This window comes from Dietzia psychralcaliphila, from assembly GCF_003096095.1.
In the GTDB taxonomy this organism is placed as follows: Bacteria; Actinomycetota; Actinomycetes; order Mycobacteriales; family Mycobacteriaceae; genus Dietzia; species Dietzia psychralcaliphila.
Genome location: NZ_CP015453.1, coordinates 280228 through 304610 on the forward strand (window position 1 = coordinate 280228; position 24383 = coordinate 304610).

The 24383-nt window shown below is 70.2% G+C and carries 20 protein-coding genes; 13 read left to right on the forward strand and 7 right to left on the reverse strand.

All coding sequences use genetic code 11. From position 1 onward, the window contains the following. The first annotated feature begins 114 nt into the window (after positions 1–114). The gene (locus A6048_RS01205) at positions 115–951 is read left to right on the forward strand and encodes an acyl-[acyl-carrier-protein] thioesterase (protein ID WP_235027559.1); all 837 of its coding nucleotides are present in this window, start codon (positions 115–117) and stop codon (positions 949–951) included. Positions 952–1057: 106 nt separating this feature from the next. Here A6048_RS01205 and A6048_RS01210 read toward each other — a convergent pair whose 3' ends face one another. Together A6048_RS01210 and A6048_RS01215 are read right to left on the reverse strand one after the other, a co-directional pair. After that, positions 1058–2179 (reverse strand): glycerate kinase, encoded by a 1122-nt coding sequence (locus A6048_RS01210; protein ID WP_107747870.1) that lies wholly within the window; start codon positions 2177–2179, stop codon positions 1058–1060. Between the two features lie 115 nt (positions 2180–2294). Continuing rightward, positions 2295–2966 carry a hypothetical protein gene (locus A6048_RS01215; protein ID WP_107747871.1) on the reverse strand — a complete coding sequence of 224 codons (672 nt, stop codon included), beginning with the start codon at positions 2964–2966 and terminating at the stop codon, positions 2295–2297. 226 nt (positions 2967–3192) lie between these two features. On the opposite strand from A6048_RS01215, the gene A6048_RS01220 reads away from it, so the two are divergent. After that, entirely contained in the window at positions 3193–4767 is a 1575-nt protein-coding gene (locus tag A6048_RS01220; RefSeq protein WP_107747872.1) for a bifunctional aminoglycoside phosphotransferase/ATP-binding protein, read from the forward strand. 107 nt (positions 4768–4874) lie between these two features. Here the strand turns inward: A6048_RS01220 and A6048_RS01225 are convergent, their stop codons facing one another. Next, positions 4875–6038, reverse strand: coding sequence for a DUF4185 domain-containing protein (locus tag A6048_RS01225; protein ID WP_107747873.1), 1164 nt, complete (start codon positions 6036–6038; stop codon positions 4875–4877). A gap of 109 nt (positions 6039–6147) precedes the next feature. Here A6048_RS01225 and A6048_RS01230 point away from each other — a divergent pair, with 109 nt between their 5' ends. Then, positions 6148–6666: a thioredoxin domain-containing protein gene (locus tag A6048_RS01230; RefSeq protein ID WP_235027558.1), complete on the forward strand. Its 519-nt coding sequence runs from the start codon at positions 6148–6150 to the stop codon at positions 6664–6666. A 107-nt stretch (positions 6667–6773) separates the two neighbouring features. Here A6048_RS01230 and A6048_RS01235 read toward each other — a convergent pair whose 3' ends face one another. Further along, complete coding sequence (locus A6048_RS01235; protein ID WP_107747875.1) at positions 6774–8054, reverse strand: DUF4921 family protein; 1281 nt, start codon at positions 8052–8054, stop codon at positions 6774–6776. A gap of 229 nt (positions 8055–8283) precedes the next feature. Between A6048_RS01235 and A6048_RS01240 the strand changes: the two genes are divergently transcribed. The 7 genes from A6048_RS01240 to A6048_RS01270 all read left to right on the forward strand — a co-directional run bounded on the left by A6048_RS01240 (position 8284) and on the right by A6048_RS01270 (position 17952). Continuing rightward, a complete protein-coding gene (locus A6048_RS01240; RefSeq protein ID WP_107747876.1) occupies positions 8284–9783 on the forward strand; it encodes a hypothetical protein in 1500 nt (499 codons plus the stop codon). 261 nt (positions 9784–10044) lie between these two features. Then, positions 10045–14646, forward strand: coding sequence for a glutamate synthase large subunit (gene gltB / locus A6048_RS01245; protein WP_107747877.1), 4602 nt, complete (start codon positions 10045–10047; stop codon positions 14644–14646). Next, positions 14639–16111, forward strand: a complete 1473-nt coding sequence (locus tag A6048_RS01250; protein WP_107747878.1) for a glutamate synthase subunit beta — start codon at positions 14639–14641, stop codon at positions 16109–16111. Before gltB ends, A6048_RS01250 begins: the two co-directional genes overlap by 8 nt. 123 nt (positions 16112–16234) lie before the next feature. After that, positions 16235–16594 carry a hypothetical protein gene (locus tag A6048_RS01255; protein WP_107747879.1) on the forward strand — a complete coding sequence of 120 codons (360 nt, stop codon included), beginning with the start codon at positions 16235–16237 and terminating at the stop codon, positions 16592–16594. Between the two features lie 25 nt (positions 16595–16619). Then, on the forward strand, positions 16620–16919 hold the full coding sequence (locus tag A6048_RS01260; RefSeq protein ID WP_107747880.1) for an RNA-binding S4 domain-containing protein: 300 nt from the start codon (positions 16620–16622) through the stop codon (positions 16917–16919). Further along, on the forward strand, positions 16916–17470 hold the full coding sequence (locus tag A6048_RS01265) for a hypothetical protein (RefSeq protein WP_107747881.1): 555 nt from the start codon (positions 16916–16918) through the stop codon (positions 17468–17470). Before A6048_RS01260 ends, A6048_RS01265 begins: the two co-directional genes overlap by 4 nt. A 98-nt stretch (positions 17471–17568) precedes the next feature. Beyond that, positions 17569–17952, forward strand: coding sequence for a hypothetical protein (locus tag A6048_RS01270; RefSeq protein ID WP_107747882.1), 384 nt, complete (start codon positions 17569–17571; stop codon positions 17950–17952). Positions 17953–18001: 49 nt separating this feature from the next. On the opposite strand, the gene rraA is transcribed toward A6048_RS01270, so the two are convergent. Next, the gene (gene rraA, locus A6048_RS01275) at positions 18002–18484 is read right to left on the reverse strand and encodes a ribonuclease E activity regulator RraA (RefSeq protein WP_107747883.1); all 483 of its coding nucleotides are present in this window, start codon (positions 18482–18484) and stop codon (positions 18002–18004) included. 133 nt (positions 18485–18617) lie between these two features. Here rraA and A6048_RS01280 point away from each other — a divergent pair, with 133 nt between their 5' ends. The 3 genes from A6048_RS01280 to A6048_RS01290 all read left to right on the forward strand — a co-directional run bounded on the left by A6048_RS01280 (position 18618) and on the right by A6048_RS01290 (position 22446). Then, positions 18618–19784: a dihydroorotase gene (locus A6048_RS01280; RefSeq protein ID WP_107747884.1), complete on the forward strand. Its 1167-nt coding sequence runs from the start codon at positions 18618–18620 to the stop codon at positions 19782–19784. Next, a complete protein-coding gene (locus tag A6048_RS01285) occupies positions 19781–21301 on the forward strand; it encodes a phospholipase D-like domain-containing protein (RefSeq protein WP_107747885.1) in 1521 nt (506 codons plus the stop codon). Before A6048_RS01280 ends, A6048_RS01285 begins: the two co-directional genes overlap by 4 nt. 92 nt (positions 21302–21393) lie before the next feature. Continuing rightward, positions 21394–22446 (forward strand): hypothetical protein, encoded by a 1053-nt coding sequence (locus A6048_RS01290; protein WP_107747886.1) that lies wholly within the window; start codon positions 21394–21396, stop codon positions 22444–22446. A 73-nt stretch (positions 22447–22519) separates the two neighbouring features. On the opposite strand, the gene A6048_RS01295 is transcribed toward A6048_RS01290, so the two are convergent. Together A6048_RS01295 and A6048_RS01300 are read right to left on the reverse strand one after the other, a co-directional pair. Continuing rightward, positions 22520–23410 carry an oxidoreductase gene (locus A6048_RS01295; RefSeq protein ID WP_107747887.1) on the reverse strand — a complete coding sequence of 297 codons (891 nt, stop codon included), beginning with the start codon at positions 23408–23410 and terminating at the stop codon, positions 22520–22522. Positions 23411–23586: 176 nt separating this feature from the next. Continuing rightward, positions 23587–24381, reverse strand: coding sequence for a MerR family transcriptional regulator (locus A6048_RS01300; RefSeq protein ID WP_107747888.1), 795 nt, complete (start codon positions 24379–24381; stop codon positions 23587–23589). Positions 24382–24383: the final 2 nt, after the last annotated feature.

Genomic DNA, 24383 nt, shown 5'->3' on the forward strand with positions numbered 1-24383 from the left:
GGTTGCGGCTCACGGGGACGTGCGGGTCGCCTCGCCCACTCGCACGACCGGATCGCCGGCCACCGGCACCTGCCCCGGGAGCCACTCGGATCGGACACGCGAGAGGACGCACTCATGAGCGACCCGAAACCTATGAGCGACCCGGCACAGGACCCTGGACTGCACCCACTTCCCCCGCCGCCCTCCAGCGGATCGGTGTTCTCCGCCTCCCGCACGGTGCGCACCGGCGACGTCGATCCCCAGCGACGGCTGCGGCTGGACAGCATCGCCCGGTACCTCCAGGACATGGCGGGCGACGATCTGGAGGCCGCCGGCCACGCAGGGACCGACCCGTACTGGATCGTGCGCCGTACCGTGATCGACGTGATCGAGCCGATCTCCTGGCCGGCCACCGTGCACCTTCAACGCTGGTGTTCGGGACTGTCCACGCGGTGGGCGAACATGCGTGTGCGGCTGACCGCCGAGCACCGGACCAGCCCTCCCGATTCCCTGGAGCGACCTGACGGACTGGTGGAGACCGAGGCGTTCTGGATCAACGTCAGCGCTCTCGGCGTCCCCGCCCGCATCAGCGAGGAGGGTTTCGCCACCCTCGCCTCCACTACGGACACCCACCGTTTGCGGTGGGTCGCCATGACCACGGCCCGGCCGACCGATTCCCCCGACCCGGACATGCCGGAAGACCGGCCCCACATCCTCCGGAGCACCGACTTCGACCCGCTGCAGCACCTCAACAACGCCGCCTATTTCGATGCCGTGGAAGACGAACTCCTGCACCATCCCGATCTGCTCCGACACCCTCACCGCGTGGTGATCGAGTACTCCCACCCCGTGGTGCCGGGCTCGTCGATGACGATCCGGCGGAGGCGGTCCGGAGACCGACTGGAGATGTGGATGATCGTGGACGACCGCGTTGCGGCCGCCGCCACCGTCACGGGCTGGCCGAACGCGTAGGACGAGGTAGGCGACGCGAGGGACGGGGCAGGCGACGGACGCCTGGGGCGCGACGGCTGAGACGCGACGGCTGAGACGAGACGGCTGGTGCACGACGCCGGGGCCGTCAGGCCAGGATGCGCGAGACGACCTCGGCGGTCACTTCCTCCAGCAGCGCGCCCGCGTTGGCCATCGACCTGGCCAGGTCCGGCTCCCGCTCGGTGAGGGCGGCGGCGGCCGCGAACCCCGCCTCCGCCACGCGGTCGGCACCCAGGTCCAGCCGGCCGCACACGGCCACCACCGGCACCGCGTGGGAGCGGCACAGCGCGGCCACGCCCATGGGCGTCTTGCCGTGCATGGTCTGGTCGTCGAGCCGGCCCTCGCCGGTCACCACCAGGTCTGCGGCGGACACCACGTCCTCGAGGCCGGTGAGGGTGCCCAGGACCTCGAAGCCCGGATCGAGCGACGCGTCGAGCAGCTCGCGGGCCGCGAAGCCCACGCCACCGGCCGCGCCGGATCCCGGTGCGTCCGGGTCCACGTCGAGCCCCTGGCCGCGCAGGACCTCGACCAGGCGGGTCAGGCCCGCCTCGAGGTCCTCGATCTGTTCGGCGGAGGCCCCCTTCTGCGGGCCGTAGACGCGGGCCGCGCCCATCGCGCCGAGGAGGGGATTGTCCACGTCGCAGGCGACGAGGATCCGGGAGGCGCGGACGGCGGGATCGATGCCGTCCAGGTCGACGCGGTCGAGGTTCACCAACGCTCCGCCGCCGTCGGGGAGTTCGGTGCCCGAGGAGTCGAGGAAGCGGGCACCCAGCGCGGAGAGCATCCCGGTGCCGCCGTCGGTGGAGGCGCTGCCCCCGATGCCGAGGTGGATGTTCCCGCGACCGGAGCGGAGGGCGGCCAGGAGGACCTCTCCCACCCCGCGGCTCGAGGACTCGAGGGGTCGCATCAGGCCTCCGGGGAGGCGGAGCAGCCCACATGCGTCCGCCATCTCGACGAACGCGGTGTCCGGGTCGATGGCCGCGAAGGAGGTCTCGACGGACTCGCCGGTGGGACCGGAGGCGGTCACGCGCACCTCGCGGGCGCCGCCGGCGACCATCACCTCGAGGCTTCCGCCGCCCCCGTCCGCGACGGGTCTGACCACCACATCGGTGTCCGGGTGGGCCCGGCGAGCACCCTCGGCAGCGTGATGGCATGCCTCGATAGCGGTGAGAGAGCCCTTGAAGGCCCCGCATGCCACGACGATCGTCACCCCTGCATCATTCCCCATCGTGTCCGCGGACACGCGACGGCCCGGGGTCGTGACGGTGAAGACGTCACGACCCCGGGCCGCGGAAGTGCATCCGGAGTACGGGGATGCGGGGCTATCAGCCCAGCGAGCCGGTGGTCAGGCCCGCGTCGACGCCGACCTCCGCTCCGGCCTCGGCGCCGGAGCTCAGTCCGGCGAGCGCGCCGCTGAGCGACCCGGTGTCGGTGTCGGTGCCCTCGTCAGCCGAGCCCGAGACCGAGCCGGTGTCGAGGCCCTCGTCAGCGGAGCCGGTGTCGGTGGCCTCACCGGCGGAGCCGGAGACCGAACCGGTGTCGGTGTCGGTGCCCTCGTCAGCGGAACCCGAGACCGAGCCGGTGTCGGTGCCCCCACCGAGCGAGCCCGTGTCCAGCGAGCCGGTGCCCGCATCGGTGCCCTCGGCTGCGGAGCCACCGTCGACGATGTCGCTGCCGGTGTTGGGCGAGACACCGAGGCTGCCGAGCTCGACCGAGCCCGGGTTGGACGCCTCGGCGCCCAGGTTCAGGTTGAAGGCGAGGCTGCCCAGGTCGACGGCGAGGTCGGTGCCGAGGTCGAGGTCGGCGAGGCTGCCGTCGTCGGCCGTGAGCTCCGTGAGGCTGCCGGTGTCGCCTGTGAGGCCCTCGAGGCTGCCGGCCGGGGCATCCTGGGCGGCGGCGAGGCCGGGGAACGCGATGGCGGCACCGATGCCGAACGCGCCGACGGCGGCGATCTTGGCGGTGGTGCGGGTGGTGGTCTTCCGGTGGGTGTTCGTCATATATGAACAGCTCCCATCTTCGTTGACCACGATGTCTCTCATCGCGGACACCTCGATCGGAGCGAGGTGCGTCGGTGACCCTACAAGCGATCCATGGTCGTGTCAGGGGGGTCAAAACCTGAGTGTTCCTTGATGTAACACTCCGGTCACCGGGCGCGAGGGGGGCGTATCCGGCCAGCCGCGCGGGTCGGCGGCGAACGCCGTCATACCTGCCTAGGCTGGGGTTATGGACACCCCTGCGGATGCCGACCCGGTGACGGACGGAGGGCCGGCCGTCGTCGAGACGCACAGCGCTCTCATCGTGCTCTATGGTGACGAGGCTCACAAAGTGCGCAAACGCATCGACCTCGGGTTCCTCGACAACAGGACGGTCGAGGCCAGGGCCGAGCAGAGTCGGCGGGAGGTCGAGCTCAACAGCCGCCTGGCGCCGGACGTGTACGACGGCGTACTTGAGGTCCGTGGTCCCGACGGCGAGGTGATCGACCACGTGGTCCGGATGCGTCGACTGCCCTCCGGGAGGAGCCTGGAATCCCTGGTGTGGTCGCGTGCCTCGGGCTCGGGCCGCGTCGGCGATCCGGATCTCGGGGCGGGCGTGCGCGAGGTGGCCAGGCAGCTCGACCACCTCCACGCGGCGAGCCCCCACTCGGAGGAGATCGACGCGGTGGGCACCGCCGACGCCGTTGCCGGGCTGTGGCGCGACTCGATCGACCACCTGCGTCGTCTGAGCGTGGGCGAGGACGCACCGGAGATCGTCGACGACGTCGAATGGCTGGCTGGGGAGTACCTCCGGGGGCGGGACCGACTCCTCAGGGCACGTATCGAGGCGGGCCGTGTGGTCGACGGCCACGGTGACCTGCTCGCGGCCGACGTCTACCTCCTGGACGACGGGCCCCGGGTGATCGACTGCCTCGAGTTCGACGACCGGCTGAGGTTCGGTGACGCGATGCTCGACGCCGGCTTCCTGGCCATGGACCTCGACAGGGTGGGAGCGCGGGACCTCGCAGCAGCCTTCCTCGCGGCCTATCGGGATTTCTCGGGGGATGACGCACCGTCGTCGCTCGTCCACCACTACATCGGCTACCGCGCGCTGGTCCGTGCCAAGGTCACCGCGATCCGTGCCGAGCAGTCCGAGAACTTCGGGGCGGACGCGCGACTCGCCCTGTCCCTGGCGGACCGGGCCGTCGACGCCCTCCTGCGTGCCCGGGTCCGGTTGATCCTCGTGGGCGGGGTATCCGGGTCGGGCAAGTCCACGCTGGCGGCGCCGCTGGCCGTGGCACTGGGCGCCGAGCTGCTGCGGTCCGATGAACTCCGCTTCGATGAACTGGGCTCCGACGAACTGGGCTCCGACGTTCCCGCGGGCGGCGGCGCCGAGGGTGCGCGCCCGCGCGACGACGGGACTGGGGACAGGTATTCGGAGGGGGCCGTCTCCGCCGTCTACTCGCGGATGCTCGCCAGGGCCGGGGAGTCGCTCGCGCTGGGTCGGAGCGTGGTCCTGGACGCCACCTGGCTGGACCCGCGTCGCCGTGCCCAGGCGGAGACCGTGGCGGCCGACGCGCACGCCGAGCTCGTGGAGGTCTCGTGCACGGCTCCCCACGCTGAACTCGTCCGCCGGATCGAGGAGCGGGGCCGCACCGGCACGGACCCGTCCGAGGCCACGGTGGCGGTGCTCGAGAGCCAACTCGCTGATCTGGCGCCCTGGCCCGACGCGATCGAGGTGGACACCACCGACCTGGATTCCCGCTCCGCCGACGCCGTGCAGGACTGGGCGGCACGGACCCTCGGCCCACTGCCCTGGGCCTGAGTGGTCGGGACGCACGAACCGGGACCCACATGCCGGGACGCACGAACCGGGACGCACGAGCCGGGACGGAGTGCGGGTGCAGGTGCTGTCGGACGTGCCGACGGGGTTCAGTCCCGGGCCGGGGTCCCCGGCGGACGCGGGATGGAGCCCACGAACTGCATGGACCGGTACGGCCAACCGGGGGGACCCGCGGCCGAGTCGTGGGTGTTCCACTGGCTCACCACGAAGTGCCACTCCTCTGGCGTGGAACCCGGGACCGGGCAACCGCAGTAGAGCTGCGCGACACGTGCCGGGCCGGTTGCCGGGTCGGAACCGTCGGTTTCGTCGCCCCAGGCACACCCGTGCAGGAGCGTGGTGTGGGTGGTCACCGAGCGGTCCAGCAGGTCCGACCCGATGTGCGGGAAGGTGAGGCAGTCGATCCGGTAGTGCTCCGCGTCGAAGTAGGTCAGGGTCCAGAAGTCCTCACACCTGCGCAGGTACATCTCCCCGACACGGCCCGGCAGCACGATGGTCGTGGGGTGGCCCCAGTCCCAGGCGCCCTCGCGGAAACCCCACGTCTGCCAGCCGTTGACGTCGGGATCGGCGAGGTGCTCCTCGCGGACCCGCATGAGGATGACCCCCTTGTCCCGCTGGAAGCCGCTCGACAGGACGTAGACGAATCCGTCCCCGCCGGCCTCCCAGGTCCACAGTTGGCGGTGCCCGCCCTCGAGTAGGGGGGAGAAGGTGACACCGGTCGGCTCCCAGGTGCGACCGTCGTCGACCGAGCGGTGGATCTCCGTCCGGGTGACCGTCCCGAGTCCCTCGTTGACCATGACGTGGAGGTACATCGTGTCGCCGATGGTCAGCACGTCGCTGGGGAGGACCGTGGAGCAGTCCCGGCCGTGGACGTAGTGGATGAGCTGCCCCGCGTAGTCCCGGGGGCCCGGGCCGGCGGCGTCCACCCACGCCAGGCCCCCGCCGGTGGCGTCCTCGTCGGAGAACAGGCCCACGGGGGACCGCCAGTCGGGATTCCCCGGCCCCGGCCGCTCGTCGGTGGTGGGTGCGCACTCGGCGATCCCCGGATGGGGCCGGCCCACGTGGGGCGCGCCCATACCCGCTCCGGCGAAGGTGTCCCCGAACACCGCGAGCAGGCGTCCGGAGGGCGTCCGGGCCGTGATCCCCAGATCGGTGCCCTCCATGCCGAACGCGGTGGTGATCCCCGGTCCCGTGAGGTCGCGGATCTTGCGGGTGCTGGTCGGCGGGGCCGGGGTCGGCGGTCGCGAGTCCGTCATCGCACCGACGCTACCGCCACGGACGACGGGCGGAGCACCGATCGTGGACGCATCACGATTCGGTCAATGCACGGGCGAGCGGGGATCCGGGGCGCGTAGGGTCGTCCGCGTGACACACCCCTTCGCCCGGGCGGGGCGTGAGATCGTCCCCGGCCACTGGTTCGGCCCCGTGGCCGTCGTGGCCGTGGGGTGCGCGCTCGCCTGGACACTCGTGGGGTTCGGGCACGGAGTGGCACCGGCGCTGTTCGTGCTGGCGGTGACCACGGTGGTGGCCCTGTGGAACTCGCCGCTCAGGGTGACCGGTCACGAGCCCCTGCAGTCGGTGCGGAGTACGGCCTGCATGGAACACGCCGTGGTGGTCCTGTGGCGTCCCGGATGCCCGTACTCCTCCGCGCTGCGCCGGCGGGCCGCCCGGGAGGGCCTCGAGGTGCACTGGGTCAATATCTGGCGGGACGAGGACGCCTACGAGCTCTGCCGGAGCATCAACATGGGCTCGGAGGAGACCCCCACGGCGATGCTGCTCGACCCGTCGCTCTCCGGACCGGTCGTGATCCCGGCCTCGGTGCCGGGCATCCGCGAGGCCACCGCCGCGAGGCTGCCCCGGGGTCGGGCGCGACGCGCGATCTAGTCGCGCGTTCTCGTCGACGGCCCCCGGTAGTCGACGGCCCCCGGTACTCACCGGACCACCTCGTCGTCGTCGCCGATCCCGTCCTGCTCCGCGACCCCAGTCCGGCCTCACCCGTAACGCAGTGACCCCCGCACGTCCCCACACTCCGCGCCGAGCGCCATGTCGGCGATCCGGCCCGAGGCGCGCAGCTCGGTCAGCCTCGGGGCGACCCGGTCGCGCAGGGCCCACGGGTCGATCGTATTGACGTAGATCCCGGTGGCGCCCTCGAACCCTGCGGGGTTCGAGATCCGCCACTTGAGCACGATCCGCCAGGGCATCGCCGCGCCGACCCCCGGCGGCCGGCTGTGCCACTCCTCGTTGGACGGCACCAGGGGGCCCGTGGCGGCATGGCAGGCGTGCAGTAGATCGGAGATTCCGCGGAGCTCGTCCGGGGAGTGCTCCCACGGCTCGCTCGCCGGGGATCGCGAGTAGATGACGAGGGCGGGATAGCGGTGCCCCACCCCGACCACCGCCACCGCGTGCTCGTTGGCCGCCAGCACCAACCCCTCCAAGGCCGCGTGGTCCACGCCGAGGGTGTTGTAGAGGTCCGGCTCCCGGGAGAGGGCGGCCACCTCGCGGCCGGTCTTCGCCGGGACCTCATCGATCGCCACGAGCTGCTTGTGCAGGTGCGCGAACGACGCGCCCGCGGGCTGCAGCCAGTTCTGGAACACGGACACGTACCGGGCGTGGGGGTTGTCGCGGTACAGGCTCCGCATGGCGCGGACGGTGAAGGCGATGAACTGTTCGTGTTCATCCGGGTCGAGCGCGCCGGAGGAGGCGTGACGGTCGGTTCTGGTGGCGCCGTCGGTGAGGTGGCGGCGCGCCACCACGACGTCGTGGCAGCCGCCGAAGAAGCTCTCCGAGTGGGCGACCAGGTCCTCGGTCGACATGGAGTCGACGCCCGCGGGATCCCCCTGCGAGGCGGCGATCCGGGTGCGGACCAGCGCTCGGACGTGGTCGACGCCGGCCTCGGAACGGAGGTAGGTGGTCTGGTGCGCGGACGCCCGGGCGGAGATCTCGTAGCCGTGGACCGCCTTCCAGTAGTCCAGCGAGACGATCTCGAAGAGGTTGCCGAAGAGCCGGAACTCGGGAGTCGTGAGGTCGAGCTCTCGCGCGGCCACCTGGTCCAGCGTCGTCCAGGTGTCGCCGTCGCGGACCAGACGCGACTTCTCCGGGGTGGTCTCGCGCAGGCGGGACACGCAGAACGCGCAGTGCGCCTCCGGGCCGGTCGGATCCACCGCTGAGATATGGCCGGGGGAATGGTCGAGGGGGCGGTTGCCGCGGCCGGGCACCGTCCAGACCTCGGTTCCGGTGAAGGGGTTGATCTGCTTGACGGTCCCGTCCGCCATCCGGCGCAGCGGCCGGTGACGGGGAGACGGGTCGTCGGGCGTGGTGGTCACCCGGCGAGCCTAGGTGGCCGGGGGGAAACATCTGACGACGACGAGATGAGTTTTCCGCCGCACCGGTGGAACTGTGATGGAAGTAACACTATCCTGAGTTTTCACGATGTGCATATCAGGCAGGGGGATCGGTGCTAGCGATCCCGTGTGGGCACACCGACCAGATTGAGGATCGACAATGACATCGAAGCGAGCACTTCATATCCGTGCGGCGGCCGTCGCCGGCGCGGCTCTACTCGCCGCGGCCGGCACCCCGGCTGTCGCCAACGCCCAGACAGGCTCTGTCGACGCCGGACTCGGACTGAACCTCGAGCTGCTGCTGGGCTCGGCAGGATCGGGCGACGGCGGGTCCCTCGACAACGGTTCGTTGGAGCCCGGTTCACTGGAGCCCGGTTCCCTCGATCCCGGCTCCCTCGGCCAGGGTTCTCTGGAGGGTTCGCTCGAGCCGGGTTCTCTCGATCCCGGGTCGCTGGAGCCCGGTTCCCTCGAGCCCGGTTCGCTCGCTCCGCTGTCGGCGGGGTCTGACGCCGGGTCCCTCGAGCCCGGTTCTCTCGAGCCCGGTTCGTTGGAGGGTTCGCTGGAGCCCGGTTCCCTCGAGCCCGGTTCCCTCGAGGGTTCGCTGGAGCCCGGTTCACTGGATCCGTTGTCCGCCGGTTCGGACGAGGGGTCGCTGGAGGGTTCGCTGGAGCCCGGATCCGCTGAGGGTGGATCGCTCGTGGCGCTGACCGTGTTGCTGGCGCTCGGTTCCTCGGGTTCCGAGGCGGGCGAGGGCTCGCTCGAGCCCGGTTCGCTCGCTCCGCTGTCGGCGGGGTCTGACGCCGGTTCCGATGAAGGTTCGTTGGAGGGCTCCCTGGAGCCGGGTTCGCTGGATCCGTTGTCGGCGGGGTCTGACGCCGGGTCTGACGAGGGTTCGTTGGAGGGCTCGCTCGAGCCGGGTTCGCTCGCTCCGCTGTCGGCCGGGTCCGATGCCGGTTCTGACGAGGGTTCGTTGGAGGGCTCCCTGGAGCCGGGTTCGCTGGATCCGTTGTCGGCGGGGTCTGATGCAGGGTCCGATATGGGTTCGATCGAACCCGGATCCTTGGCACTGGGTTCACTTCCGCTCGCGTCGGTCGCTGGTTCCCTCGCGCCGCTGTCGGTGGGATCTGACGCCGGTTCGGAGGACGGCTCGTTGGAGGGTTCGCTCGAGCCGGGTTCGCTGGATCCGCTGTCGGCCGGGTCCGATGCCGGGTCTGACGAGGGTTCGCTGGAGGGGTCGCTCCCGATGGGCTCCCTGGAGCCGGGTTCGGCGGAGGGATCTCTCGCGCCCCTCGGATCGCTCACCGCGTCCCTCGCCCCCGCCGGTTCGCTCGGTTCGGCCGTCGGTTCGCTGCCGATCCTGCTCCCGGTGGTCCTCATCGGCGGCTCGATCGCCGCAGCCCCGATGATCCAACAGTCGGTCGCCGACCTCGGCCTGGTCCTACCTCCCCTGCCCGGGATGCCGGTCGCGCCCGTTGCGGTTCCCGAGGCTCCGCCGGCTCCGGGTCCGGTCACGCCCAACGGCCGTGGTGGCGAACCGGGCGCACAGGGCGCGGTTGCGGTCGCGGCCAATGCGGCCGTCGTCACGACGGGTTCGCTCGGCGACTACGAGCTGGGGTTGCCGGACGGCGTCACCCTGCCCCCGTTGCCCTTCATCCGGTGATCTGACACCACAACCGCCCCGCTCCGAGTGACCCACTCGGAGCGGGGCGGTTGCCATTTCGGGGCCGAGAGATCCCGATTCCTGAGAGAAATCTCACAAGGTGGAATCCGTGTCCCACGTCGGCTGGTGTCGATTGACGAAACCCAATTGTGCGGCTACCCCCTTTTCCCCATATTATTTCCGGGCCAGTGCACTTCGGTGTTCTGAGTGCGGGTGCTCCAGCCACCACGGAGTCCGCCCGTCGACAAAGAAGGCGAGCAGATGATGACGACTCCCGGCCCCAGAGGCCTGTACCGCCCTGAATATGAACACGACGCCTGCGGTGTCGCGTTCGTCGTGGACATGTACGGACGTCAGTCCCGGGACATCGTCGAGAAGGCGATCGCCGCGCTCGTGAACCTCGAGCACCGGGGCGCCGTCGGCGCCGAGGCCAACACCGGTGACGGCACGGGTTTGATGATCCAGGTACCGGATCGGTTCTTCCGCGAGGTGATGCGTGAGGAGCAGAACCTGGAACTGCCCGAGGCCGGTGCGTACGCGACCGGCCTTTGTTTTCTCCCCCAGTCACGGATGCTGGCGATGGACGCCAAGCGGATGGTGGAGCGGATCGCCGCCGAGCAGGGCGTCACGGTTGTCGGATGGCGTGAGGTCCCGGTCGACGATTCGACCGTCGGAGCGATCTCCCGCGACGCGCAGCCCACCATCCACCAGATCTTCGTCAAGGCCGCGGGTGTCGACGGCGCTCTGCTCACGGAGCTCGCGCTCGAGCGCAAGTGCTTCGTGGTCCGCAAGCGGTGCGAGCACGAACTGGGATCCAAGGGGCCCGGTAAGGGCGACCTGGGCTCGGAGACCGTGTACTTCCCGTCACTGAGCCCCCGGACGTTCGTCTACAAGGGTATGCTCACGGAGAAGCAGCTCCCCGCGTTCTACCTGGACCTGCAGGACGAGCGTGTCGAGTCCGCCCTGGGCATCGTCCACTCCCGCTTCTCCACCAACACCTTCCCGGCGTGGCCGCTCGCGCATCCGTTCCGCTACGTCGCGCACAACGGTGAGATCAACACCGCCCGCGGCAACGAGAACTGGATGCGGGCCCGCGAGGCGCTCATGTCCAGCGAACACATCGAGGACCTGTCGGCGGCGTTGCCCATCTGCACCCCCGGCGGATCGGACACCGCGCGGTTCGACGAGGCGCTCGAGCTGCTGACCCTGGCGGGCCGGACCCTGCCGCACGCCGTGATGATGATGGTGCCCGAAGCCTGGGAGCGCCACGAGACGATGGACCCCGCCAAGCGGGCGTTCTACGAGTACCACGCCTCGCTGATGGAGGCCTGGGACGGTCCGGCGTCGATCACCTTCACCGACGGCACCGTGATCGGTGCGGTCCTCGACCGCAACGGCCTGCGCCCCTCCCGGATCTGGGTCACCGACGACGGTCTCGTCGTGATGGCCTCCGAGGTCGGCGTCCTGGACATCCCGCAGGACAAGGTCGTCACCAAGACCCGCCTGCGGCCCGGCCGCATGTTCCTCGTCGACACCGCCGCGGGGCGGATCATCGACGACCAGGAGATCAAGGAGCAGCTCGCCGCGGAGCACCCCTACCAGCAGTGGATCGACGAGGGCATCGTCCGTCTCGGGGACCTGCCGCAGATCAGCCATGAGATCATGAGCCACGAGCGTGTGGTGTTGCGCCAGCGCGTCTTCGGCTTCACCGAGGAGGAGCTCCGCATCCTCGTCTCCCCGATGGCCGGGGCCGGGGCCGAGGCGACCGGGTCCATGGGCACAGACACCCCGCTGCCCGTGCTGTCTCAGCGGGCCCGGATGCTGTTCGACTACTTCGCCCAGCGATTCGCGCAGGTCACCAACCCGCCCCTCGACGCCATCCGCGAGGAACTCGTCACCAGCTACGGCGTGACGCTCGGACCCGAGGGCGATCTCATCAACCCCGGCCCGGACTCGTGCCGTCAGATCAAGCTCGACAACCCGATCCTGGGCAACTCCGAACTCGCCACCCTCATGGCGGCGGGCGAGTCCCGCCCGGGACTGCGTGCGGTGACCGTCCGCGGCCTGTACAACGTGGCCCACGGCGGACGAGGCCTGCGCATCGCCCTGGACCGGATCCGCCGCGAGGTCTCCGAGGCGATCGAGGACGGCGCCTCCGTCATCGTGCTCTCGGACCGCGAGTCCGACGAGCGCAACGCACCCATCCCGTCGCTGCTGCTGACCTCCGCCGTGCACCACCACCTGGTCCGCGAGAAGACCCGCACCCGCGTGAGTCTGGTGGTGGAGTCGGGCGACGCCCGCGAGGTGCACCACATGGCGGTGCTGTTCGGCTACGGTGCCAACGCCATCAACCCCTACATGGCGTTCGAATCGATCGACGAGCTCGTCAAGTCGGGCGACCTCACCGGGATCGACACGGTCGAGGCCTGCGCCAACTACCGCAAGGCGGCCGCCAAGGGCGTGCTCAAGGTGATGTCCAAGATGGGCATCTCCACTCTCGCCTCCTACACGGGTGCCCAGCTGTTCGACGTCACCGGTCTGTCGCAGGAGCTGTGCGACGAGTACTTCACCGGCTCCGTCAGCCCGATCGACGGGATCGGGCTCGACGAGATCGCCGAGGACGTGGCGCTGCGGCACCGCTTCGCCTTCCTGCCCCGGCCCGAGGAGGCCGCGCACCGCGAGCTCGAGATCGGTGGCGAGTACCAGTGGCGGCGCGAGGGCGAGTACCACCTGTTCAACCCGGACACGGTGTTCAAGCTCCAGCACTCCACCCGCTCCGGCCGCTACGAGATCTTCAAGGAGTACTCGCGGCTCGTCGACGACCAGTCGGAGCGTCTCGCCACGCTGCGCGGCCTGTTCGAGCTCAAGAGCAACCGCCCGCCGGTGCCGATCGATGAGGTCGAGCCGGTGTCGGAGATCGTCAAGCGGTTCTCCACCGGCGCGATGAGCTACGGCTCCATCTCCGCGGAGGCGCACGAGACCATCGCGATCGCCATGAACCGGCTGCACGCCAGGTCCAACTCGGGGGAGGGCGGCGAGTCGATCGCCAGGTTCACCCCCGACCCCAACGGGGACTGGCGCCGGTCGGCCATCAAGCAGGTCGCCTCCGGCCGGTTCGGCGTGACCAGTAACTACCTGAGCAACTGCACCGACATCCAGATCAAGATGGCCCAGGGCGCCAAGCCGGGCGAGGGCGGCCAGCTGCCGCCGGGCAAGGTGTACCCCTGGGTGGCCGAGGTTCGTGGGTCCACGCCGGGCGTCGGGCTGATCTCGCCCCCGCCGCACCACGACATCTACTCGATCGAGGACCTGGCGCAGCTCATCTACGACCTGAAGAACGCCAACCCCGAGGCGAGGATCCACGTCAAGCTCGTCGCAGAGCAGGGCGTGGGGACCGTCGCGACCGGCGTGTCCAAGACGCACGCCGACGTGGTGCTGATCTCGGGCCACGACGGCGGTACCGGCGCCTCGCCGCTGACCTCGCTCAAGCACGCCGGTGGCCCCTGGGAGCTGGGCCTCGCCGAGACCCAGCAGACCCTGCTGGTCAACGGCCTGCGCGACCGGATCGTCGTACAGGTCGACGGTCAGCTCAAGACGGGCCGCGACGTGATGGTGGCGGCGCTGCTCGGCGGCGAGGAGTTCGGTTTCGCCACCGCCCCCCTCGTCGTGGCCGGCTGCGTCATGATGCGCGTCTGCCACCTCGACACCTGCCCGGTGGGTGTGGCCACACAGAACCCGGTGCTGCGTGAGCGGTTCAACGGCAAGGCCGAGTACGTGGTGAACTTCATGGAGTTCATCGCGGAGGAGGTCCGCGAGTACCTCGCCGAGTTGGGCTTCCGGTCCCTCGACGAGGCGATCGGACACTCCGAGTGCCTGGACAAGTCGCGGGCCTTCGCACACAACAAGCGGGTGGCCAAGCTGGACCTGGAGCCGATCTTCGCCCAGGCGGACTCTCCCTTCATGCACCAGGACCTGCGCTGCACGAAGCAGCAGGACCACAAGTTGGAGGGCGTGCTGGACCGCACGCTCATCGACGACTTCCGGTCGGTGCTCGCCGACCCGTCGTCCGGACCGGGCACGGGGCAGTACCCGATCTGCAACGTCAACCGCTCTGTCGGCACCATGCTCAGCCACGAGATCTCCAAGGCGTACGGAGCTGCCGGACTGCCGGACGGGTCCATCGATCTGACCTTCACCGGTTCGGCCGGGAACTCGTTCGGGGCGTTCCTCGCCTCAGGCGTGACCCAGCGTGTCTTCGGTGACGCCAACGACTACGTGGGCAAGGGACTGTCGGGCGGCCGGATCGTTGTCCGGCCCGCCCTGGACGCGGCTCCGGACTTCGTGGCGGCGAACAACATCATCGCGGGCAACGTGATCTGCTACGGCGCGACCAGCGGCGAGATCTTCCTGCGGGGAATGGTGGGCGAGCGCTTCTGCGTCCGCAACTCCGGGGTCACCGCGGTGGTCGAGGGCGTGGGTGACCACGCCTGCGAATACATGACAGGTGGTCAGGTCGTGGTGCTCGGTTCCACCGGGCGCAACGTGGCCGCCGGAATGTCGGGCGGTGTCGCGTACTTCTACGACCCGCACGGCGAGCTGCCGGTGAACCTCAACGACGAGCTCGTCGAGATCGAGGAACTGCTGACGGAGGACGTCGAGTTCCTGCACCGGATCGTCGAGAGGCACGCCACCGAGACCGACTCGGCGCGGGCCCGGGAGATCCTGTCCGGTTGGGCACAGAACGTGAATCACTTCGCCAAGATCATGCCGCGCGACTACAAGCGCGTGCTGCTCGCCATCGAGCAGGCGGAGAAGGACGGACGCAACGTGGACGAGGCGATCATGGAGGCCGCAAATGGCTGACCCGAAGGGCTTTCTCAAGCACACCGAGCGCGAGCTCCCCGAGCGTCGTCCGGTGGATCTGCGGATCATGGACTGGAAGGAGGTCTACGAGTCGACGACCCTCCCGGAGAACGACCTGAAGACCCAGGCCAGTCGCTGCATGAGCTGCGGCGTCCCGTTCTGCCACCAGGGTTGCCCACTCGGCAACATCATCCCGGAGTGGAACGACCTCGTGCACCGGGGACAGTGGGACTCGGCGGTGGATCGCCTCCACGCGACCAACAACTTCCCCGAGTTCACCGGTCGGCTCTGCCCGGCCCCCTGCGAGGGTTCCTGCGTCCTGGGGATCAACCAGCCGCCGGTGACGATCAAGCAGATCGAGGTGGAGATCGCCGAGAAGGCATGGGAGGACGGTCCCATGGATCCGGTGATCCCCTCGTTCCGCACCGGCCAGTCCGTCGCGATCGTGGGCTCCGGACCGGCCGGGTTGGCTGCCGCGCAGCAGCTCACGCGCGCCGGCCACTCGGTGACGGTCTTCGAGCGAGACGACCGCATCGGTGGTCTGATGCGCTACGGGATCCCCGAGTTCAAGATGGAGAAGGAGATCATCGACCGCCGCCTCGCCCAGATGGAGGCGGAGGGCACGGTGTTCCGCGCGGGCGTCAACGTGGGCAAGGACATCACCGCATCGCAGTTGCGTAGCGAGTTCGACGCGGTCGTCCTCTGCGGCGGGGCCACCCTCCGCCGGGACCTCCCCGTTCCGGGTCGCGAGCTCGACGGGATCCACCAGGCGATGGACTACCTGCCCCTGGCCAACAAGGCCGCGGTGGGCGACCCGGTGGTCGACGCCGACGGACTGCCCGAGATCAACGCGCGCGATAAGCACGTCATCATCATCGGTGGCGGTGACACCGGCGCCGACTGTCTGGGAACGGCCACCCGCCAGGGCGCGAAGTCGATCAAGAGCTTCGAGATCATGCCCAGGCCACCGGCCACCCGTGCCGCCTCGACCCCGTGGCCGGTGTATCCGCTGATGTTCCGGACGGCGTCCGCGCACGAGGAGAACGGCGAACGGGTCTACAGCGTCTCCACCGCCGAGTTCCTCGGCGAGGGCGGCCACGTGACCGCGCTCAAGGGTTCCGAGGTCAAGATGGTCGACGGGCGGTTCGAGGCGGTGCCCGGCACCGATTTCGAGTACCCGGCGGACCTGGTCCTCCTGGCGATGGGGTTCACGGGCGCGCAGAAGACCGGATTGTGCTCCGACCTGGGAGTGGACTTCAGCGACCGGGGGAACGTGGACCGGGACGGCACCTACGCGACCAACGTCGACGGGGTGTTCGTCGCCGGCGACATGGGACGCGGCCAGTCCCTCATCGTGTGGGCGATCGCCGAGGGGCGCGCGGCGGCGGCCTCTGTCGACCGCTTCCTCATGGGGGAGACGGCACTCCCCGCTCCCGTCCGGCCCACGGACGTCGCACAACGCTGACCAGGGGTGCGTGATCGAAGGGCGCGGACCGGGGCACGGCGGGGTATCGTACTGCCTTAATACAACCTAAGATCTGGGGCGATACTCTCCAGGCCGCCCCGGCCGCCGTCACGGAAGGCACTCATGGTCCGCCGTCGCCCCGCCGCCGTGATCGGTGCTGTGATCGTCGCCCTGTGCCTGGCGTTCATGGTGATCGGCGGGTCCGTCGCGTCCGCCCAGGGGCCCGGTCCCGGCGCGAGGGTCGAGGTGACCGACCTGCCTGTGCTCAGCGAACTCCCCCCGCTGCCGGTGGAGGGGGACTCTCCCGAGGCGGAGGACGGCTCGGACTCGAACTCCCTGGGGATCTCCGGGGTGCAGACCGTCGCACTGGGGCTGGCCGCCGCGGCTCTCGTCGCCGGCGGGATGGGGCTGGCTCTGGTCACGCGGCGAGGTCGCGCAGTGCTCGCGGAGGATCAGGCGCGGCCCTCTGGTCCCGCCCCGTGACGGTGCGGTCGATAGGCTCGGCGGTATGAGCCGCCACATCGCAGGACGGGGACGGACCGCGCGGGTGACACCGCCGGTCGGTCCACCAGTAGACGACGTCGAGTGTGACCTGAGCAGCAAGCTCACACTGGGGCAGTTTCTCAAGCTGGCCTCGTTGCTCGATTCCGGGGCGGAGGCCAAGGACGCCGTCGCCGCGGGCGCGGTCAGCGTCAACGGCGAGGTGGACGTGCGTCGCGGCCGCGGACTGGTCGACGGTGACGTGGTGGCGTTCGGGGACCGCGCGGCTCGCGTGGTCGCCGGTGACGGGCAGGGGAGGCCTGAATGAACGAGATGACGTCCGGCGCCGTGCCGGCCCCGGTGGTGCTGCACGACGACGACCCGGGGGCCCGCCGTTATGCCGAGTGGCTGGCGGAGGAGTTCGACACCCGCAGCTCCCACCACGACTCCGTCGATCCCGCCGAGCTCGTGGTGGCCGGGACGGTCGTCCTGGTGACGGGCATGCGTGCGGCTGGTGGTCTCGGTGGTTCCGGGTTCATCAAGGACAACTGGGAGGCGCTCGTGGAGGCCGGACGCCGGGTCGCCGTCGTCATGGTGGGTCCCACCCCGGTGACCGACGACGCCCGCATCGACTTGATGTCCAGCGAGTTCTCCGCCGACCAGCTCCGCGACCTCAAGCTGTTCCAGCTGCGTGGCGTGGTGACGCCTGACCAACTCGGGTTCCGGCAGCGGCTGGGCATCAAGACCGCTCTGGCGGCGCTGCGCCGCAAGCCCGACCTCACCCCGGAGGAGGAGTCGATGCTCGAACTCGGCGGCCTGGACCTCACGGACCGTGTCTCACTCGGCCCGCTCCTGAGGTGGATCAGGCGCGAGGCCTGAACCGTCCGGGGCGCGAGACCACCAGGGTGTGATACCCGTTACAATTCGTGTGGACTGCCCCACGCCTGGGTGGGGTGCCTATCCGGAGGTTCCCTGACATGCGCACCACCATGCTCGCCGCGGCGTCGTCCGCACTGACGGCCGCCGCACTGCTCACCGGGGCCGGGTCGGCGGCAGCGGAACCCACGGAGCCGGCGGAGCCGTACTGCGTGTGGATACAGACGATGAACGGCACTCGTTGCATGTCGGTCGATCCCGCGACGATCGACCTGCTGGGCAGCCTGGGCTACGGCTCGCTCGGCACCGGCTCGCTGATGGACCTGTTGACGTCGATCATCAACACCGGTTCCGTGGTCCTCTCGGTCGACGTCCCCAACTCGACCGGGTCCTATGCGCCGGGGTCGCTGGGGAGCTACGGGCCGGAGGCCTCGATCGGCGAGTTGTCCGTGGGTCCGGTCGCAAGCCTCGCGGGGGCCTCCTGATCCGCTGACCGCGCGGCGGCCGCCCGGGTGTCAGGTGTGCGCCCGGGGTTCAGCGCACCACGATCCCGTCGGAATCCGCGTAGAGCATCTCGCCGGGGACGAAGTCGACCCCGCCGAAACTCACGGTGACATCACGCTCGCCGGTCCCCTTCTTGCTGGACTTGCGTGGGTTCGTCCCCAGGGCTTTGCACCCGAAGTCCATCTTCCCGACCAGAGCCGAGTCGCGGATCGCGCCGTGCACCACCACACCCGCCCAGCCGTTGGACCGACCGAGCTCCGCGATGAGGTCGCCGACCAGCGCCGTGTGCACACTGGCATCACCGTCGATCACCAGGACCCGGCCCTCGCCGGGCTCACCCAGGACGCTCTTGAGCAGGGCGTTGTCCTGGAAGCACCGCACCGTGGAGATCGGACCGAAGAACTCGGTGCGGCCACCGAGGTCGCGGAACTGGGTGTCGCAGCTCCGGACGCCCTCACCGATCTCGTCGACGAGGTCCGCGGTGGGGACGAATGCGGTGGGGGTGTCGGTCATGGCTGGCCCTCCTGGTCTGCGTTCGGTTTCCCTCCACGCTATCCGGCGACCCGGCCCCGGGAGACCGCGGCCGTGGGGGACAATGACGCCAGAGGGTGTCACCGCGCTCTCTCCAGATGTAGGAGGACCGATCGTGGCCAGGTACGAAATCCTGATCCACGCCCGCCGCGCCGTGGTCGACGGCCGTATCCAGCAGGCGGCCGTGACGGTGGACGGTGGCGTGATCTCCTCCGTCCGGACCGGGTCCGAGGCACGGGACATCGGGTTGGCGGGAGACCATACGATCGATCTCGGTGACGACGTCGTGCTGATGCCGGGCCTCGTCGACCCGCACGTCAGTACGGAGGATGTCGCGGTGGGCACCCGATCGGCCGCCCTCGGGGGGATCACCTCGGTGGTGGACTACGGGACCGACGGCGATCCGTCCGCCACCGGACCCGAGCAGGTCGACCGTTGGCACGACGGGGTGACCGGCGAGTCCTTCGTCGACGTGGGCCTGTGGGGCGCCGCCGTACCCGGGAACCTCGGTCAGCTCGGGGCGTTGCTGGACCGTGGGGTGTTCGGAATCTCCGCGGTGGCCGAGGGCAAGGGTGTGTCGGGCGCCCCCACTCTTCCGCGCGCGCAGCTCGTGGCGGCGGCGGAGGAGGTCGCCGGCCGCGGCGGGCTCTTTGCCGCGGACGCCGGTGTCGAGGACCTCCCCGCACTTCTCGACGTCTGTCGTCGGACCGGCGGTCGCCTGCACCTGCGGGCCGTCGCCGACGCCGAGGAGCTGCCCCTGCTGCGCGGGGCCAAGGCGGAGGGCCTGTCCGTGACCGCCTCCACCACCCCGCACCTCCTCGCCCTGGTCTCGGAGGTCACCCACGGGGGCGCGGCCGCCGCCGACCTCGACCCCCCGATCCGGGACGCCGCGACCCGCGAACTCCTCTGGGACGCCCTCCTCGACGGCACGATCGACGCGATCGCCTCGGCGCGACTCGGTCTGTCGGTGGTGTGGACGGAAGCACGCCGCAGGGGCTGTGACCTCTCCGACGTGGCCTGCTGGATGTCCGGGAGGACGGCCGCCCTCGTGGGCCTCGAGGACCGGGGGGAGATCCGCACGGGTCTCCGGGCTGACTTCACCGCTGTCGCCGACGACGAGGCCTTCGTCGTCCTCCCCGGTGCCCGTGAGCTCGGTTCCGCCGACTCGGTGTACGCCCAGCGGGCCCTGGCGGGGGTAGTGCGCTGGACCATGGCCGACGGCCGGTTGGTCGATCCCCGCTCCCTACCCCGGGGCGCCGTCCTGTCCCGATCGGCCACATGAACCCCGCTGTCGACCGACTTGCCTTCCTGCCATTCCCGGACGGCGTGACCTCGGCCCTGCTCATCACCGAGTACGCGATCAAGATCCTCGCCCTGGGCATGGTGCCGGAGAACCGGCAACCCTCCTCCTCCCAGGCCTGGTTGCTGGCGATCCTGTTCATCCCCATCGTCGGTGTGCCGCTCTTCCTCCTGCTCGGCAACCCCTACATCACCGGCCGACGGCACGTCATCCAGGCCGAGGCCAACCGCCTCTACGAGGAGGCGCTGGAGAAGTGGCCCACGGTCCCCGACAGCGTGCGGATCCCGCCCGGGGTGCGGACGGTCCTCGAGATGAACCGGAATCTCACCGCGATCCCGTGCATGTCCGGTGAGTTCGTGGGCCTGCACTCGGACTATGCGGCCTCCCTCGCCACGATGACGGACGCGGTGCGCACGGCTCGAGATCACGTGCACATCGAGTTCTACGCCCAGTCCTGGGACGACGAGACCGACGCGTTCTTCACCGCCGCGGTCGAGGCGGCAGAGCGGGGGGTGACGGTCCGGGTGCTCGTCGACCATCTCGGCTCACTGCGGTACCGGGGCTTCAAGGTATTACGACGACGGTTGCGCCACTCGCCGGTCGAACTGCACCTGATGCTGCCGATCAACCCCTTCGTCGGCCGGTTCCGGAGACCCGACCTGCGCAACCACCGGAAGTTGCTCATCGTCGACGGGCATCACGGATTCATCGGGTCGCAGAACCTCATCGCACGGAACTACGGCAGCCCCCGCAATACCCGGCTCGGCCGGGAGTGGGTGGACCTCATGATGGAGGTACGTGGGGAGATCGTCCAGGCGATGAACGGCGTGTTCGCGGTGGACTGGTACTCCGAGTGCGGTGAGGTCATCGGCACCTTCGAGGAACTCTCCCGCGGCACATCGGTCCCGGCCGGGCGCGCGGGCGGCGACCCCACCGCCGGGGACCCGGTCAGCGCCTTCCAGCTCGTCCCATCGGGACCCGGCTACCGCACACAACCCAACCTGCGCATGTTCACCCAGCTCATCGGCCAGGCGGTGGACCGGATCAGGATCGTCAGCCCGTACTTCGTCCCGGACGAGGCGCTCCTCCACGCGGTCACCTCCGCGTCCTACCGAGGCGTCGACGTGGAGCTGTTCGTGCCCGAGCACGCCGACCAGTTCATGGTCCACCACGCCCAGCGGTCCTACTATCGTGCACTCCTCGAGGCGGGGGTCCGCATCCACAGGTTCCGTTCCCCCGCTGTGCTGCACACCAAGATGTTGCTGATCGACGACTACGGCGGGGTGGTGGGCTCGAGCAACATGGACCAACGGTCGTTCAACCTGAATTTCGAGATCAGCCTGCTGGTCCTCGGTGGGGAGGCGCTGGCCGAGATGAACGACGCGGTGGACGCCTACCTCGAGGACAGCGCGCCGCTCGGTCTGGAGACCTGGCAGAGCAGACCCTGGCCGGGGCGGTACGTCGACAACGTCGCGCGGCTGAGTTCGGCCCTGCAGTAGAGCCCGGCCCCGCAGTAGAGTTCGGCCCGGCAGTAGTACGCTTTGCGTGCGTGGGCCGGCAGGGCCCTGCTCGTGACGAGAGGCCAGCACAGATGCCCCAGAACCGTTTGCCCGGACTCCGGGCACGGCGCATCGGCGCCGTCGTCGCCGCGACCGCGCTGGCGGCGGTCGTGACCCCGGGCGTGACCCATGCGCAGGACACCTCGGGCTCCGACTCCTCGCTGCCCACGGAGACCGGTAACAGCAGCGTCGACGGACTCACCGGCCTCATCCCCGAGGAGATCGTCGTGGGCAACCCCGGCTTCGGTGCGGGATCCGAGGGGTTGCGGGACATCGGCAGTGGCGTGGTGCCGGACGCCGCGCTGTCCGCGGGCCAGGTCCTGGGCTCGGTGGCGCCGCTCGAGGCGCTGGGGTCGGCGGGTGGGTCCGCGGTGGCCTCCGTCGCCTCCTCGGGCAGCCTGCCCGGGTCGGTCTACCTCAACCCGACCGGCTCGATCGGGTCGGGCACCATCGGACTCGGTTCGCTCTCGATCCCCGAGTACATCTTCCCGGTCCTCAGCGTGCAGTTCGCCGGCGGCTTCTTCACGGCCCTGGCCGAGCGCCAGGAGGCCGGTGAGCTCTACCCGCACGAGCTGACGTTCTGGAACGACGTCGTGGTGGGGTCGGCCGAGGCCGGCGCGTTCCTCGAGGACGCCGCGACGGACGCCGGGACCGAGCTCCCCGGTGGACTGGCCGGCAGCATCGACGCGGTTCAGCGTTCCGCGCTGCAGGACCCGTTCGAGGACAACGAGCGGCGCAGGGCCATCGCGGAGGCCGCCGCGGAGGCGGAGGCCGCGGACGGGGTCGAGTCCGAGCCGGGGGTCGTGGCCGCGGACGAGGACGATGCCGATGCAGAGAACTCCACGGCGGGCGCCACCGACGATGCGCACGGAGCTCCGACCGGGGCGGACGACCGCATGCCCACGCTGGCCGCAGCCGCAGGCCCGGCCGCTCCCGCCGCCCAGGTGCAGGTCGCGCAGGAGCGGAACGCAACACCTGCGACACTGGCCGCGACCGGCGTCGAGACGACCGCGATCGCAGGTCTCGCCACGGTGAGCCTGCTGGTCGGAGCCCTGCTCCTGGCCAGCTCCCGCCGCCGCGGCTGAGCCGGGACGGGGCCGCCGCGGCTCAGCCGCGACATGGCCACTGCGGCTGAGCGCGAGCAGGCTCAGCTCGTCGTCACTTCCTCGCGGTCATCTCCTCGCACCGCTCCCACAGCGCCGCGGCGACCGCACGGTCGTGTGAGGCGCGGGTGGACTCCACGATCTTCGGGTGGCCACTGAGCTCGCCGAACCCGTCGGGACCCACGTACGCGCCGCCCGGAACGGAGTCCACGGTGGCGGCGTAGAGCTGCGGCAGGGCGCCGCGCTCGGCGGGCTGGACCAGGAACGGGACCTTCTCGGCCACGCGCATCATCATGTCCTGGACCCGGCTGCCGCTGCGGTACTGCAGGTTGGTGGCCGAGTACCCGGGGTGCGCGGCCACCGCCTTGAGCGGCGACCCCGCCGCCTCGAGGCGACGCTGCTGCTCGTAGGCGAGCATGACGCAGGCCAGCTTGGAGGCGGCGTAGACGGTCATCGGCGAGTACTTGCGGCCGGTCCAGTCGAGATCGTCCGGGTCCACGGTGCCCCTCTTGTGCATCATCGAGCCGAGCCACACCACCCGGTCGGTGAGCACCGGCACGAGCTGCTCGGTGAGTGCGAAATGGCCGAGGACGTTGACCCCGAACTGCATCTCGTGGCCCTGCGCCGTGCGTGACTGCGGGATGTTCATGAGCCCGGCGTTGTTGATCAACACATCCGGTCGGTTGCCGGCCAGCACCTCACCGGCTGAGCGCACCGAGTCCAGGTCGGCGAGATCCAGCTGCACGACCTCGGCTCGCTCCGGGTGGGGCAGACCGGCCCGGGCCGCCTCGGCGCGGGAAGTGTCCCGGCACGCCATGAGGACCCGGGCCCCCGCCTCGGTGAGCGCGAGGGTGGACTGGAGCCCGAGGCCGGCATTGGCGCCGGTGACGACGAAGGTCCGGCCCGTCTGATCGGGGATGTCGGCGGTGGTCCATCTGCTGGTCATGCGTCCAGCGTACGCACGCGCCACGTGGTCTGCGGGTCGACTTGCGTGCCCGGAACGGACCGATCGTGGCGCATATCCGCGCACCGCCCGCCCAGAGCAGCAGCGCAACGCGGGGCGGTGCGCAACGCGGGGCGGGGCACTGGGCGGGGCGGTGCCCGCGAAGGGGGCGGACCGGGTCAGTCCCAGGTGGCGGCGTCGGGGTCTATCCCGTGCGCCCGGGCGTCCGCCTCGACAGCGGCCTCGATCCACTCGGTCAGACCCGGTTCGAGCGAGTCGTACGTCTCGCTGAAGCGCGGGTCCTGCCGGTACATGCGCGCCAGCAGCACCTGCATCGAACGCGTGCAGTCGTAGAACGTCGAGATGGACGCGCGATGCCGCTCGACCAGCTCCGTGGCCTCGGGCGAGGCGGGGTCCACCCCGGCCCGCTTGGCGGCGGCCAGGTCGGAGTTCAGGGAATCCGTGTCGGCCTTGACCCGGCGCCAGTCCTCCTTGGACATCGTGCTCGTGCGCTGTTGGGACTGTTCCCACTGCGGGGTGTCGCCCCACTGCTGCTGCGCCTCGGCCTGCCAGTCCTCGTTCCAGTCGGTGCCGAAGATCTCGGCCCGGTCCGCGGGTGTCAATGGTGTGTTCACTGCGATCGCCTCCTTCAGGCGGTCCACTGCGGAGACCATCTCCTGCAGGTGTGAGATGCGGTCGACGAGCAGGTCGCGCTGCCGGGACAGGTGGGCGCCCTCGTCGACGTCGGGGTCGTCGAGCAGCACACCGATCTGGGCCAGCGGTAGGCCCAGCTCGCGATAGACCAGCACCCGGTGGATGCGCGCGACGTCGTCGTCGTCATAGACCCGGTAGTCCGACCACGTCCGCCCACTCGCCGGCGCCAGCCCGATCCGGTCCCAGTGGTGCAGGGTCCGGACGCTCACGCCGACGAGGTCGGCGACCGCACCCACGGTGAGCCCGTTGTTCCTCGTCATTC